The organism is Solimonas terrae, assembly GCF_011067135.1.
In the GTDB taxonomy this organism is placed as follows: domain Bacteria; phylum Pseudomonadota; class Gammaproteobacteria; order Nevskiales; family Nevskiaceae; genus Solimonas; species Solimonas terrae.
Map to the genome: position 1 here is coordinate 48,899 of NZ_JAAMOW010000004.1, position 13,980 is coordinate 62,878.

A 13,980-nucleotide genomic window follows, 5' to 3' on the forward strand; every position below is an offset into this window, starting at 1 on the left:
TGACTATTATACCGGCAGCCCTGCAAAAATGCCGCGGATGAATGCGATCGTCAGCGCGATCGGGGCGGGCGGCTCCGATGGAAGGAGTCGATGATGCCGAGCTCGGCGCGCGTCAGTTCGCGGTGCCGCGATTCCTCCAGCAGGCGCGTGGTTTCAGTCTCGAGCGCCTTGAACGTCAACAGGTTAATGGCGTCGCGGAACTCGATTTCAAGCGTGTCGTCGCCGACCCCGAGATCCTGACTCAGCAGGCGCGCGACGCCGCGCCCTTTCGGCGTGTCCTTCCAGGCTTCGGCCAGATGCGCGGCATGCGCACCCGGATGCGCATGGAAATAGTCGATCGCCTCGATCAGGATCTCGATGCCCTGCACGCCGGCCTGCGCCAGCAACTCGATGTGATCGACGCTTTCCGCCAGCGCCGGCCGTTCCAGCAGCAGCTGCATCGCACGCCGGACGGGTCGCGAAGTGCCGGGCGTCGGCGCTTGCACTGCCCCGTTCTCCGCAACCGGCGCCGGCGCCGCTTTCGGCGCGCCGAGCATTGATTCGATGTCGTTGCGGCCGAGCCGCGCGCGACGCCCGAGTTCGTCGACCAGCAGGGTGCGCAGGGCGCCGGCCGGCAGCTTGTCGAGGTGCGGACGCGCCAGCGCGATCAACCGCGCGCGGCCCTCCAGGGAGCCGAGATTGACCTGCCTGATCAGCGATTCGAGCAGGAACTGTGTCAGCGATGCCGCTTCATCGAGCGCCGCGCGGAACGCCGCGGCGCCGACTTCCTGCACCCAGCTGTCCGGGTCCTGGCCGTCGGGCACGAACATGAACACGCATTCGCGGCCTTCCTGCATTTCCGGCAGCACCTGCTCGAGCGCGCGCCAGGCGGCGGCGCGGCCGGCGCGATCGCCGTCGAAGCAGAACACGATCTTCGCGGTCGATTTGAACAGCAGCTGCACATGCTCGCGCGTGGTCGCGGTGCCGAGCGTGCCGACCGCCTGCGTGATGCCGTGCTGCGCCAGCATCACCACGTCCATGTAGCCTTCGACGACGATCAGATACGGCAGCGCGCCGGTGGTCGCGGTGCGGGCCTCGTACAGGCCGTAGAGGTTGCGGCCCTTGTGGAACAGCATCGTCTCCGGCGAGTTCAGGTACTTGGCCGGATCGTTGGCAAGCGTGCGGCCGCCGAAGCCGATCACCCGGCCGCGCGTATCGCGGATCGGGAACATCACGCGGTTGCGGAAGCGATCGTAGGCGCCGTCGCGGCCGTCGCGCTCGATCAGCAGACCGGCATCGACGGCGTGTCGGGTGTCCTTCAGGAACTGGGTGAGGCCGTCCCAGCTGTCCGGTGCGTAGCCGATGCCGAAGCGCTTCGCGGTATCGCCGCTGACGCCGCGCTTCTTCAGGTACTCGATCGCGGCCGGCGCGTGGCGCAGGCGTTCGGTGAAATAGCGCTGGGCGGCGGCCAGCGCATCGAGCGGACCGTCCATGACCACGCGCGGTTCGTTGCCGCCTTCGCGCGGCACCTCGACGCCGGCGCGCCTGGCCAGTTCCTCGACGGCCTCGACGAAACTGAGGCGGTCGTACTCCATGAGAAAGGAAATCGCCGTGCCGTTCTTGCCGGACGAAAAGCAGAAGAACATCTGCTTCTGCGGCGAAACGAAGAACGACGGCGATTTCTCGCTGGTGAACGGCGAGAGTCCCTTGAATTCCTTGCCGGCGCGCTTGATCTCCACGCGCGAACCGATCAGCTCGACGATGTCCGTTCGTGCGAGCAGATCGTGAATGAAGGAATCGGGAATGCGGCCGGCCATGAGCGCCGCAGTTTACGGACTCTGCAGCCGGCAATCTTGAGCAGGCAGGCCGCGCCGACTCAGGCGGGCAGCTGCGCCTTGATCAGGCCCGACAGCTTGCCCATGTCGGTACGCCCCTGGACCTTGGGCTTGAGCCAGCCCATGACCTTGCCCATGTCCTTGCCGCTGGCGGCGCCGGTTTCGCCGACCGCCTGCTTCACCAACGCAACGACTTCGGCTTCCGTCAGCTGCTGCGGCAGGTACGCCATCAGCATCTGGATCTCGCGCGCTTCCTTGTCGGCCAGCTCCGGGCGATTGCCGTTGCGGAACTGGGCTTCCGAATCGCGCCGCTGCTTGATCATTTTCTCGACCGCGCTCTGCACGACCGCATCGGTCAGCTCGGTGCTCTCGACGACTTCGCGCTGCTTGAGCTCGGCGGTCAGCATGCGCAGCATCGCCAGGCGCTCTTTCTCGCCGGCTTTCATCGCCGTCTTGACGTCGTCGTAGACGCGCGTTTTCAGGTCGGACATCTGCGTTCTCCGCTCAAGCCACACAAACAACGAAACCCCGGTCTTTGAGGCCGGGGTCGTAGGGTGCCGCGAAACCGCGACCGCCGTTTAGAACAGGCGGATCCGGCGGTTCGATTCGCGCTGGACCTTCTTCGCCTGGCGCTTGACCGCAGCAGCGCGCATGCGCTTGCGTTCCTGGCTCGGCTTCTCGAAGTACTCATGCTTGCGCAGGTCGGTCAGCACGCCGGCCTTTTCGCAGGTGCGCTTGAAGCGGCGCAGCGCCACTTCGAAAGGCTCGTTATCGCGAACGCGAACGGAAGGCATTCAGATCACTCTCTATTGAATCTTGGCAAAAAAAGGCCGTGAGGCCCCACAAGGGGCGGCGATTCTAGCTTGCGATGACGAACAGCGCAAACGCTCCCGTACAATGCGCGAATGCCTGCGCCTCCTGTTCCGCCGAACCGCCCCGTGCTCGGCATCGAGACCTCCTGTGACGAGACCGCCTGCGCGATCTATGACGGCGAGCGCGGTCTGCTGGCGCACGTGCTGTACAGCCAGATCCGCCTGCACGCCGAGTACGGCGGGGTCGTGCCGGAGCTGGCATCGCGCGATCACGTGGCGCGCATCCACGGCCTGGTCCGCGGCGTGCTCGACGAGGCCGGACTCGCGCCGGCGAACCTGGGCGGCATCGCCTACACCGCCGGGCCGGGCCTGATCGGCGCGCTGATGGTCGGCGCCTCGGTTGCGGCCGGGCTGGCGACGGCGCTGGACCTGCCGCTGATTCCGGTCCACCACATGGAAGCGCATCTGCTCGCGCCAATGCTGGAAGAACGGCGGCCGACCTTTCCGTTCGTTGCCCTGCTGGTTTCGGGCGGCCACACCCTGCTGGTAGCGGTGCGTGGCGTGGGCGACTACGAACTGCTGGGTGAAAGCCTCGATGATGCGGTCGGCGAGGCGTTCGACAAGACCGCGAAACTGCTCGGCCTGCCGTATCCGGGCGGCCCCGAACTCGCGCGACTGGCCGAACGCGGCGACGGTCGGCGCTACAAGTTTCCGCGGCCGATGACCGACCGCCCCGGCCTCGATTTCAGCTTCAGCGGCCTGAAGACCGCGGTACTGACGACGCTGCCGCAAACGCCGGACGAGCAGGACAAGGCCGATCTCGCCGCCTCCTTCCAGGAAGCCGTGACCGATACGCTGGCGATCAAGTGCCAACGCGCGCTGCAGGCGAGCGGCTACGGGCAGCTGGTGGTCGCCGGCGGCGTCGGCGCCAATCTGCGTCTGCGCGAAAAGCTCGCCGAGCGTGCACGTCGCGACGGGTTCGACTTGTTCTTCCCGCGCCAGGCGTTCTGCACCGACAATGGTGCGATGATCGCCTATGCCGGCTGGGCACGTCGTGCGCAGGGTCGCGCCCCGGATGGCGCGCTGTTCACGACGCCGCGCTGGCCGCTTGCCGAACTGCGCACTCCCGAAGCCGCTGCCTGATCGTTGGAACGCATGGACAAAGTCTTTATCCGCGGGCTGGAAATCGAAACCATCATCGGCATTCATGGCTGGGAACGGCAGTTGCCGCGACCGCTGATCCTGAATCTGGAAATGGGGGTCGATACCCGCGATGCCGCGGCCAGCGATCAGGTGCGCGACGCCGTCGACTACGATGCGGTCACGCAGGCCGTGCGCCGCGTCGCCGGCAAGGAACAGCCCGGCCTGCTGGAAACCCTTGCCGAGAAAATCGCGCGTGCATTGTTCGACAGCTATCCGATCCTGAGTCTGAAACTGGCGATCGACAAGCCGGGCGCCGTTGCCGGCGTCAAGGCGGTCGGCATCGAAATCGACCGCCGCCGCGAGGACTACGCCGTCTGCGGGCGCTGATCGGCGCCGGTCAGCAGCGCTACGACAAAATCCGCGAGGCTGTCGTAGACGGCGATGCCGCGCAGCGATGGGCCGTGTTCGGCTTCGGTCCGGCGGCCATTGCCGGTGCGGACCAGCACCGGCCGCGCGCCCGCCGCACGCGCCGCTTCAATGTCGCGCAGTGAATCGCCGACCGACGGCACTTCCTCGAGATTGAGGCCGAGGCGCTTGGCCAGATCGAGCAGCATGCCCGGCGCCGGCTTGCGCTGGGCGGTTGCCTGCTGCGGGTGGTCCGGCGCAAAGAAGATTCCGTCGATGCGTCCGCCGACTTCGGCGAGCAGTGTCTGCATGCGATCGTTCATCGCACTGAACGCGTCGTAGTCGAACAGGCCCTGACCGAGACCGGACTGGTTGCTCGCGACGAACACGCGATACCCGGCCTGGCTCAGGCGCGCGATCGCTTCGAGACTGCCGGGGATCGGCTGCCATTCGGCGACCGATTTCACGTATCGCGGCGAGTCTTCGTTGATCACGCCGTCGCGGTCGAGGATGACGAGTTTCATGCGGCAACTCTAGCGCTTCGGGAAGGCGTGCGTGTCAGGGCGCTTCTCCTTTGCGGGGTTGTTGCTCGATCCTCCCTTTGGTTTCGCGCTGCGGCGCGACTTACTTTTCTTTGCTTGTGCAAAGAACAAGTATGCAAAAGAAAGCACACCCCTGGGGCCGCACTCCGCTTTGCGGAGTGCCCTGCGCTGCTCACGTGCTCGGGAGCGTCGCCGACGCGGCGTCCTGCCGCGACGACGACTTGGCCGGCCGTCCTGGCCTGACTGTCTGAGCGCTGCGGAGCAGCGCGAGTTTCAGGCACGGCCTGCCGTTCGAGCATCGCAGGGGTGAGTCGGGAACAAGCGGATTGCCTAAATGGCAATCCGCCCCGACGAACGCCCGAGCCTCTGGCGAGGGCCGGGACGCGTAAGCCAGGGGTGTCCTTTCTTTTGGTTTCTTTTCTTTGGACACGCAAAGAAAAGAAACCCGCGCCGCAGCGCGGAACGAAAGGCCGGATCGAGCCCCTTATCATCGATGGATCACGCGCCGGATCAGCCCGGTAGTTGCGACAGATCCGCTACCGACCGGCAGGCCGCATCGAGCTTGCCGAGCAGTGCGAGGCGGTTGCTGCGCACGGCTGCATCGTCGGCGTTCACCATCACGCCGTCGAAGAATGCGTCGACCGGTTCGCGCAGCGCCGCCAGATTGACGAGCTGCTGCGTGTAGTCGCCGGTCTTCACGTTCTGTGCCTCGATCATTTCGAGTGCGGCGAACAGCTGCTTCTCGGCGGCATGTTCGAAACGCGAGGCATCGATTGCGCCGGACACATCGCCAGCCTGCTTGAGAATGTTGCGCACACGCTTGTTGGCGGCGGCAAGGTTGGCTGCAGCGGCGTGGGCGGCGAAGGCGTGGACCGCATGCAGGCGCTTCTGGAAATCGAGCGGTTGGCGGATGTCGAGCGCGCGTACCGCCTCGAAGGTTTCGCCGCCGATCGCGCGGCCGTCGACGATCTGGCCGACGAGAAATGCGCGCAGGCGTTCCTGCACGAACGCGACCAGTTCGCCGAGCGTGGTGGCGTCGCGCTTGCCGGCCGGTTGCAGCTCGAGGGCATAACCCAGCATTTCCTCGAGATCGAGCGGCAGCCCGGCCTCGAGGCAGATGCGCAGCACGCCGAGCGCGGCGCGACGCAGCGCGTACGGGTCCTTGCTGGCCGTCGGCTTCTGGCCGATCGCGAAGATGCCGGCGAGCGTGTCGAGCTTGTCGGCGAGCGCGACGATCTGGCCTTCGCGCGTCGACGGGATCGGCGTGCCCTGCTGGGTCGGCAGATAGTGCTCGCGGATGGCGGCCGCGACCGCAGGCGACTCGCCGGATTTAGCAGCGTAGTAGCCGCCCATCAGACCCTGCAGCTCGGGGAACTCGAACACCATCTTCGTGACGAGGTCGTTTTTGCACAGGCTGGCGGCTATGCCGGCATCCGCAGCTACATCGCTGACGAAATCTACTTTATGCGTCGAGGCGGACAACAAGCTGCTGACGTGACTGCTCATCGCGCGGACGCGGGCTCCCTTGTGTGCTAATGAGCCCAAATCCTTTTGATAAGTCACGGTTTCGAGCGCCGCGCCATAGGCGGCGAGTGGCTGCTTGAGATCCTGCCGCCAGAAAAACAGCGCATCGCTCAAGCGCGGCCGCACGACGCGCTCGTTGCCGGTGATGACCTGTGCGACATCGCGCGACTCGATGTTGCTGATGGTGATGAAGGCGTTGGTCAGCTGCGTCTGCGCGGCGTCGCTGAAGACCGTGAAGTAGCGCTGGTTGGTCTCGACGGTGGCGACGATCACTTCCGGCGGCAGTTCGAGGAAGCGCTCCTCGAAATGCCCGGTGATCGCGACCGGCCATTCGACCAGCGCGGTCACTTCGTCGAGCAGATCGTCGGTGATGCGCGCGTGGCCCTTGAGCGCCGCCGCCTGCGTTTCGATCTGTCTGCGGATTTCGGTCTTGCGCGAGGCGATATCGGCCCAGACGTGCGCCGCGCGCAGGGACTCGACATAGACGTCCGGCGACGCGAGCGAGATCGCGGCCGGCGCGTGAAAGCGATGTCCGTAGGTCAGACGGCCGCTGTCGAGGCCATAGCGGCGCAGCGGCACGACATCGGTGCCGTAAAGGCAGCACAGCCACTGCACCGGACGCACGAAGGTTTCGTCGCTGCTGCCCCAGCGCATGCGCTTCGGCACCAGTGCGTCCATCTGCTTGAGAGCTTCTTCGAAGATGTCGGCAATCAGCTCGACCGTCGGCTTGCCGGGTACACGCTGCGCGAAATGCAGCTTGCCCTCCTTCTCGCCGAGGGCGGCGAACTCGACGCCGCAGGAACGCGCGAAGCCCAGCGCGGCCGGCGTCGGCTGACCCTCCTTGAGCGCGGTGCTCAGCGCCGGGCCCAGGCGCTCGATGTTCTGCTCGGGTTGCGTCGCGTCGAGCTGCTCGATCAGGACCGCGAGGCGTCGCGGTGTGGCGAAGGTCTGCGTGCCGGCAAAGCCGATATTGCGGCGCGTCAGGCCGTCGCCGATGCCGCGCGCCAAGGCGGTGGCGAGCGGCACGACATAGCGGGCCGGCAGATCTTCGGTTCCGATTTCCAGCAGGAAGAGGCGTGACATGGGTGCGGAGCAGGCGAACGAGCGCGCGATTGTCCGGGATTCGGCGGGTGGCGCCAACAGCGCGGCCGGGCCGCGCATCGACGGCGACAGTCATTGACTATCGTATCGAAAGAAACAATCAATTTTTATGATTGAAGCCAAGAGCGTACGGTAGGGGCCCTGTCAACGCGCTGGAGTGGCCGATGAAACATGAAGCGACGCCTGCGGTCCGCCGATACACGGTGCCGCTGATGCTGGTGCTCGCCGCCGCGGTCGCGGCCGATCTCGGCCACGACGCGAGTGTCCGTCACCGGCTGGTCACGCAAGTGATCCAGCGTTGACAACAGGTCGGCACTGCGGACCGGACATCGGCGAGCAGTGCGGTTCCGGGTTGTGACAGCAGGCCCGGATCATCCAGGCGAGTGCGATTTCCCCCGGAGTCGTGTTCGTCAACCGTAAAAGTCGAAGGTGGAGAACAAATGTCCGATCAAGCCAAGTGTCCCTTCAATCACGCCGCCGGTGGCGGAACGTCGAACCGCGACTGGTGGCCGAAACAGTTGCGGCTCGATCTGCTGCACCAGCATTCCCTGAAGTCCGATCCGATGGGCGCGGACTTCGACTATGCGAAGGCGTTCAGCAATCTCGATCTGCCCGCTCTGAAGCGGGATCTCGCGGCGCTGATGACCGATTCGCAGGACTGGTGGCCCGCGGACTTCGGCCACTACGGGCCGCTGTTCATCCGTATGGCCTGGCACAGCGCCGGCACCTACCGCATCGCCGACGGTCGCGGCGGCGGTGGTCGTGGGCAGCAGCGCTTCGCGCCGCTGAACAGCTGGCCGGACAATGTCAGTCTCGACAAGGCGCGTCGCCTGCTGTGGCCGATCAAGCAGAAATACGGCAACGCCATCTCGTGGGCCGACCTAATGATCCTCGCCGGCAACGTCGCGCTCGAAACGATGGGCTTCAAGACCTTCGGCTTCGCCGGCGGTCGCGCCGATACCTGGGAGCCGGATCAGGACGTCTACTGGGGCGCCGAGAAGACCTGGCTCGGCGGCGATGTGCGCTACGGCAAGGGCGGTGACGGCACGCTGGTGGCCGAAGCCGAGTTGCACGGCACCGAGCAGGACCGCACCGAGCCGGCCGGCCGCAATCTCGAGAATCCGCTGGCGGCGGTGCAGATGGGCCTGATCTACGTGAACCCGGAAGGCCCGGAAGGCCATCCGGACCCGGTTGCCGCCGCGCACGATATCCGCACGACGTTCGCGCGCATGGCGATGAACGACGAGGAGACCGTCGCCCTGATCGCCGGCGGCCACAGCTTCGGCAAGACGCACGGTGCCGGTGATGCGGCGCTGGTCGGTGCCGAGCCGGAGGCCGCGCCGATCGAGCAGCAGGGGTTCGGCTGGAAGAGCAAACACGGCACCGGGATTGGCGGCGATACGATCACCAGCGGTCTCGAGGTGACGTGGACGACGACGCCGACGAAGTGGAGCCACGACTTCTTCGATCACCTGTTCAAGTACGAATGGGAGCTGAGCAAGAGCCCGGCGGGCGCACACCAGTGGGTCGCCAAGGGCGTCGGCGAGATCATTCCGGATGCGCACGACAAATCGAAGAAGCGTCGGCCGACGATGCTGACGACCGATCTGTCGCTGCGCTTCGACCCGGCCTACGAGAAGATCTCGCGCCGCTTTCTCGAGCACCCGGAGCAGTTCGCCGATGCGTTCGCACGCGCCTGGTTCAAGCTGACGCATCGCGACATGGGGCCGCGCGCACGTTATCTCGGTCCGGAAGTGCCGGCCGAGGACCTGATCTGGCAGGACCCGGTTCCCGCCGTCGATCACAAGCTGGTCGGCGATCAGGACGTCGCGGCGCTGAAGGCCAAGGTGCTTGCATCCGGCCTGAGCGTCTCGCAGCTGGTGTCGACGGCCTGGGCATCGGCGTCGACGTTCCGTGGCAGCGACAAGCGCGGTGGTGCCAATGGCGCGCGCATCCGTCTCGCGCCGCAGAAGGACTGGGCGGTCAACGAGCCGAAGCAGCTGGCCGAAGTGTTGAAGAAACTCGAGAGCATCCAGGCCGAGTTCAATACGTCCGCGAAGGCCGGCAAGAAGATCTCGCTGGCGGACCTGATCGCGCTGGCCGGTAGTGCGGCAGTGGAAAAGGCGGCGGCGGACGCCGGCGTTGCCGTGACGGTGCCGTTCTCGCCGGGACGTACGGACGCCACGCAGGCGCAGACCGATGTCGAGTCGTTTGCCGTACTCGAACCGGTCGCCGACGGCTTCCGCAACTACCTGAAGGGCCAGTACACGGTTGCGGCCGAAGTGCTGCTGGTCGACAGGGCACAGCTGCTGACACTGACCGCGCCGGAGATGACGGTGCTGATCGGCGGCCTGCGGGTGCTCGGTGTCAACGCCGGCCAGGCCGCGCATGGTGTCCTGACGAAAAAGCCCGGCACGCTGAGCAACGACTTCTTCGTCAACCTGCTCGACATGAACACGGAATGGAAGCCGGCCGGTGACGCGTTCGAAGGCCGTGATCGCAAGACCGGCAAGCCGAAGTGGACGGCGACGCGGGTCGACCTGATCTTCGGTGCCAATGCCGTGCTGCGTGCGCTCGCCGAGGTTTACGGCAGTGCGGATGCGAAGCAGAAATTCGTCGCCGACTTCGTCGCCGCCTGGGTCAAGGTGATGAACCTCGATCGCTTCGATCTGCGCGCGTGATGTCCTGCATCGCCCGGCGTCGTCCCGGACGGCGCCGGGCGATGTCGTTTCAGGGCGCCTGTTCCGGGGTAAAGAACGGCTGGCGAATCGTCGCGAAAACCGGCAGGGCTTCGCAGCGATCGACGAGGCGCATCAGGTTTGTGTAAGCCGACAGATCGAGGTCCAGCGCTTCGCGAATCAGCGTCGTTGCGCAACTGACGGTGATGTCGGCCTGGCTGAAGCGCACGCCGAGCAGCCAGTCCGGCGCGATCACGGACGCAGCGGCGGCATCGAGCGCGGCCAGCGCGTCGTGCATCTGCTCGCGACAGCGTTGCAGCCAGGGGTCATGGCGCTTTTCCGTGGGCCGGAAGGCGTGCTCGTAGAGCTGCGCGACGGCTTTCTCGGCGGCGCCGGTGGCCAGCGCCATCAGCTGCAGTCCGCGTCGACGCTCGGCACCATGCGCGGGCAGCAGCGCGCGCTCGGGGCCGGCGCGTTCGTCGAGATAGTCGAGGATGGCGGCTGACTCGATCAGTGACTCACCGTCATCGAGGACCAGCGTCGGCACGCGGCCGACCGGGTTGTAACGACGAATCTGCGCCTGATCGGCACCCACCGACCAGTTGCGATGCTCGTAGTCCATGCCCAGCAACTGCATCGAGATCGCGACGCGCCGGACGAACGGCGAGTCATACATGCCGATCAGCAGCACGGTTTTCTCAGGCGGCGCGCGCCGGACTCGCCAGCATCGGGAAGCCGAGCGCTTCGCGTGCCTTGTAATAGGCCTCGGCGCAACCGCGGGCGAGCGTGCGCACGCGCAGGATGTAGGCCTGCCGCTCGGTGACCGAGATCGCACCGCGCGCATCGAGCAGATTGAAGGCGTGTGATGCCTGGATCGTGCGTTCGTACGCGGGCAGCGGCAGCGGTGTTTCCAGCGCGAGCAGGCGCTGGCATTCGGCTTCGGCCTTGTTGAAGCGCTCGAACAGGGTCGGCACGTCGGCGTGCTCGAAGTTGTACGTGCTCTGCTCGACCTCGTTCTGGTGATAGACGTCGCCGTAGGTGACGACGCGACCGCTGAGCGGGTCGCGCGACCACACCAGGTCATAGACCGACTCGACCTTCTGGATGTACATCGCGAGGCGTTCGAGACCGTAGGTGATCTCGCCCGCGACGGGTCTGCACTCGAGGCCACCGACCTGCTGGAAGTACGTGAACTGCGTGACCTCCATGCCGTTCAGCCAGACTTCCCAGCCCAGACCCCAGGCGCCGAGCGTCGGCGACTCCCAGTTGTCCTCGACGAAGCGGATGTCGTGCGTCAGCGGATCGAAGCCGAGCAGCTTCAGCGATTGCAGATACAGATCCTGGATGTTCGCCGGGCTCGGCTTCATCAGCACCTGGAACTGGTAGTAGTGCTGCAGGCGGTTCGGATTGTCGCCATAGCGGCCGTCGGTCGGGCGCCGGCTCGGCTGCACGTACGCGGTGTTCCAGGGTTCCGGACCGACCGCGCGCAGGAAGGTCGACCAGTGGAAGGTGCCGGCGCCCATTTCCATGTCCATCGGCTGGACGATCACGCAGCCCTGTCCGGCCCAGAATTTCTGGAGCGTGAGGATCAAGTCCTGAAAGCTCGGGGAGTTCTGGGACGTCATGGTGGCAGCACGGCGAAAAGGGCGGCGAGTATAGCAATCCACCGAATCGCGACGATTGACCGCGATGCCATTCCGGCTCCGGTATGATCGCGCCCCATGCGCACGCTCGAACCGTTGTTCACCCGCAATCAGGAGTGGGTCCGCGACCAGGTCGCCCAGGATCCCGATTTCTTCAAGCGACTCGCGGCTCAGCAGCTGCCCGAATATCTGTGGATCGGCTGCTCGGATTCGCGCGTGCCGGCCAACCAGATTCTCGGCCTGCCGCCGGGCGAGGTGTTCGTCCACCGCAATATCGCCAATGTCGTGGTGCATACCGACTTCAACTGCCTGGCCGTCATGCAGTACGCGGTCGAGGCGCTGAAGGTCAAACACATCATCGTCACCGGCCATTACGGCTGCGGCGGCGTGCGTCTGGCGATGTCGCCGGCGCCGCTGGGCGGTATCGCCGGCAACTGGCTGTGGCACGTCCGCGCGGTCGCCGAACGCCACGCCGCAAGGCTGGCGCTGATCGCCGACGACGAGCAGCGCTACGACCGGCTCTGCGAACTCAATGCCGTCGAGCAGGTCCGCCACGTCGGCCAGACCTCGATCGTGCAGGACGCCTGGGCGCGGGGGCAGACGCTCGCGCTGCACGGCTGGGTCTACGGGCTCAAGGACGGCCTGCTGCGCGACCTGTCGATGACCGTGGAACGCCCCGAAGAGCTGGAGCGTGAATACGAACGGGCCGTGGATTACATTCTGTCCCCCAGCCGTTGAGCGGTCGAGCGGCGGGTCGAATGACGTATATGCAAATGCCGGCTTCGTCTGGCATGTTTCATGCTGTTATTGAGCGCGCGTCGGGTGGCCAAATCCGGCGAGTCAAATTCATTGATCCCTAAGGAGATGGGCCCATGTCGGGTAACGATGTTCTGAAGACCATTAAAGACAAGGAAATCAAGTACGTCGATTTCCGATTCTGCGATACGCGCGGCAAGGAACAGCACGTTACCGTGCCGGCGCACACCATCGAAGAAGAACTCTTCACCGAAGGCAAGATGTTCGATGGCTCGTCGATCGCCGGCTGGAAGGGCATCAACGAGTCCGACATGATCCTGCTGCCGGACGCGGCCACGGCCTTCGTCGACCCGTTCTTCGATGACCCGACGCTGGTGTTGTCCTGCGACGTCATCGAGCCGGCCACCGGCCAGGGCTACAGCCGCGACCCGCGCTCGCTGGCCAAGCGCGCCGAGGAATATCTGAAGTCGACCGGCATTGCCGACACCGCCTTCTTCGGTCCGGAAAACGAATTCTTCATCTTCGACTCCGTCCGTCACGATTCGGGCATGAAGGGCTGCTTCGTCGAGATCGACTCCGTGCACGCCGCCTGGAACTCGGGCCGCGACTACGCCGAAGGCAACACCGGCCATCGTCCGGGCGTCAAGGGTGGTTACTTCCCGGTGCCGCCGGTCGACGGTCTGCAGGACATCCGCTCGGCGATGTGCTCGACGCTCGAAGAGGTCGGCATGCCGACCGAAGTCCATCACCACGAGGTCGCGACCGCCGGCCAGTGCGAAATCGGCGTCAAGTTCGGCACGCTGACCAAGAAGGCCGACGAGGTCCTCAAGCTCAAGTACGTCGTGCAGAACGTCGCTCACCAGTTCGGCAAGACGGCGACCTTCATGCCGAAACCGATCGTCGGTGACAACGGCTCGGGCATGCACGTCCACCAGTCGCTGGCCAAGGACGGCAAGAACCTGTTCTCCGGCGACAAGTACGGCGGCCTCTCCGAGCTTGCCCTGTACTACATCGGCGGCATCCTCAAGCACGCCAAAACCATCAACGCGTTCACCAATCCGGGCACCAACAGCTACAAGCGCTTGGTGCCGGGCTTCGAAGCGCCGGTCATGCTCGCCTACTCGGCGCGCAACCGTTCGGCGTCGATCCGCATTCCGTACGTGGCCAACCCCAAGGGTCGTCGCATCGAAGTGCGCTTCCCGGACTCGCTGGCCAACCCGTATTTCGCGTTCGCGGCGATGATGATGGCCGGTCTCGACGGCATCCAGAACAAGATCCACCCGGGCGAAGCCGCGGACAAGGATCTGTACCACCTGCCGCCGGAAGAGGACAAGAAGATTCCGCGCGTCTGCCACAGCCTCGACATGGCGCTGGAAAGCCTCGACAAGAATCGCGAGTTCCTGACCAAGGGCGGCGTGTTCACGGACGATCTGATCGATGCGTACATCGAACTGAAGATGCAGGAAGTCACGCGCTTCCGCATGACCACGCATCCGATCGAGTTCGACATGTACTACTCGATGTAGCGAGTCCGGGGCTGCCGGCAGCAGCCCCGCTCGCGG

Annotated in this window: 13 protein-coding genes; 6 read left to right on the plus strand and 7 right to left on the minus strand. The window is 65.5% G+C overall.

Translation table 11 applies throughout. From position 1 onward, the window contains the following. Positions 1 to 50 precede the first annotated feature (50 nt). From dnaG to rpsU, 3 genes are all read right to left on the minus strand, one after another. Positions 51 to 1,796, minus strand: a complete 1,746-nt coding sequence (gene dnaG / locus G7Y85_RS08390) for a DNA primase (RefSeq protein ID WP_166254842.1) — start codon at positions 1,794 to 1,796, stop codon at positions 51 to 53. Between the two features lie 59 nt (positions 1,797 to 1,855). Continuing rightward, positions 1,856 to 2,305, minus strand: a complete 450-nt coding sequence (locus tag G7Y85_RS08395) for a GatB/YqeY domain-containing protein (RefSeq protein ID WP_166254845.1) — start codon at positions 2,303 to 2,305, stop codon at positions 1,856 to 1,858. An 87-nt stretch (positions 2,306 to 2,392) separates the two neighbouring features. Then, the gene (gene rpsU / locus G7Y85_RS08400) at positions 2,393 to 2,608 is read right to left on the minus strand and encodes a 30S ribosomal protein S21 (protein WP_166254848.1); all 216 of its coding nucleotides are present in this window, start codon (positions 2,606 to 2,608) and stop codon (positions 2,393 to 2,395) included. 111 nt (positions 2,609 to 2,719) lie between these two features. On the opposite strand from rpsU, the gene tsaD reads away from it, so the two are divergent. Both tsaD and folB read left to right on the plus strand, forming a co-directional pair. Continuing rightward, complete coding sequence (gene tsaD, locus G7Y85_RS08405; protein WP_166254851.1) at positions 2,720 to 3,769, plus strand: tRNA (adenosine(37)-N6)-threonylcarbamoyltransferase complex transferase subunit TsaD; 1,050 nt, start codon at positions 2,720 to 2,722, stop codon at positions 3,767 to 3,769. Positions 3,770 to 3,781: 12 nt separating this feature from the next. Next, positions 3,782 to 4,156 carry a dihydroneopterin aldolase gene (gene folB / locus G7Y85_RS08410; protein WP_166254854.1) on the plus strand — a complete coding sequence of 125 codons (375 nt, stop codon included), beginning with the start codon at positions 3,782 to 3,784 and terminating at the stop codon, positions 4,154 to 4,156. On the opposite strand, the gene gmhB is transcribed toward folB, so the two are convergent. Beyond that, positions 4,135 to 4,698 carry a D-glycero-beta-D-manno-heptose 1,7-bisphosphate 7-phosphatase gene (gene gmhB / locus G7Y85_RS08415; protein WP_166254857.1) on the minus strand — a complete coding sequence of 188 codons (564 nt, stop codon included), beginning with the start codon at positions 4,696 to 4,698 and terminating at the stop codon, positions 4,135 to 4,137. The two genes, folB and gmhB, sit on opposite strands and share 22 nt — an antisense overlap. A gap of 528 nt (positions 4,699 to 5,226) precedes the next feature. Further along, positions 5,227 to 7,323, minus strand: a complete 2,097-nt coding sequence (gene glyS, locus G7Y85_RS08420) for a glycine--tRNA ligase subunit beta (protein WP_166254860.1) — start codon at positions 7,321 to 7,323, stop codon at positions 5,227 to 5,229. A gap of 182 nt (positions 7,324 to 7,505) precedes the next feature. Between glyS and G7Y85_RS08425 the strand changes: the two genes are divergently transcribed. Together G7Y85_RS08425 and katG are read left to right on the plus strand one after the other, a co-directional pair. Continuing rightward, entirely contained in the window at positions 7,506 to 7,643 is a 138-nt protein-coding gene (locus G7Y85_RS08425) for a hypothetical protein (RefSeq protein WP_166254862.1), read from the plus strand. A gap of 138 nt (positions 7,644 to 7,781) precedes the next feature. Next, positions 7,782 to 10,022: a catalase/peroxidase HPI gene (gene katG / locus G7Y85_RS08430; RefSeq protein WP_166254865.1), complete on the plus strand. Its 2,241-nt coding sequence runs from the start codon at positions 7,782 to 7,784 to the stop codon at positions 10,020 to 10,022. A gap of 49 nt (positions 10,023 to 10,071) precedes the next feature. Here the strand turns inward: katG and G7Y85_RS08435 are convergent, their stop codons facing one another. Both G7Y85_RS08435 and glyQ read right to left on the minus strand, forming a co-directional pair. Further along, complete coding sequence (locus G7Y85_RS08435) at positions 10,072 to 10,710, minus strand: glutathione S-transferase family protein (RefSeq protein WP_166254868.1); 639 nt, start codon at positions 10,708 to 10,710, stop codon at positions 10,072 to 10,074. 7 nt (positions 10,711 to 10,717) lie between these two features. Further along, complete coding sequence (gene glyQ, locus G7Y85_RS08440) at positions 10,718 to 11,644, minus strand: glycine--tRNA ligase subunit alpha (protein ID WP_166254871.1); 927 nt, start codon at positions 11,642 to 11,644, stop codon at positions 10,718 to 10,720. 96 nt (positions 11,645 to 11,740) lie between these two features. Between glyQ and can the strand changes: the two genes are divergently transcribed. Beyond that, positions 11,741 to 12,400 (plus strand): carbonate dehydratase, encoded by a 660-nt coding sequence (gene can, locus G7Y85_RS08445; RefSeq protein ID WP_166254874.1) that lies wholly within the window; start codon positions 11,741 to 11,743, stop codon positions 12,398 to 12,400. 134 nt (positions 12,401 to 12,534) lie between these two features. Beyond that, positions 12,535 to 13,944 carry a glutamate--ammonia ligase gene (glnA, locus tag G7Y85_RS08450; protein WP_166254877.1) on the plus strand — a complete coding sequence of 470 codons (1,410 nt, stop codon included), beginning with the start codon at positions 12,535 to 12,537 and terminating at the stop codon, positions 13,942 to 13,944. Positions 13,945 to 13,980 lie beyond the last annotated feature (36 nt).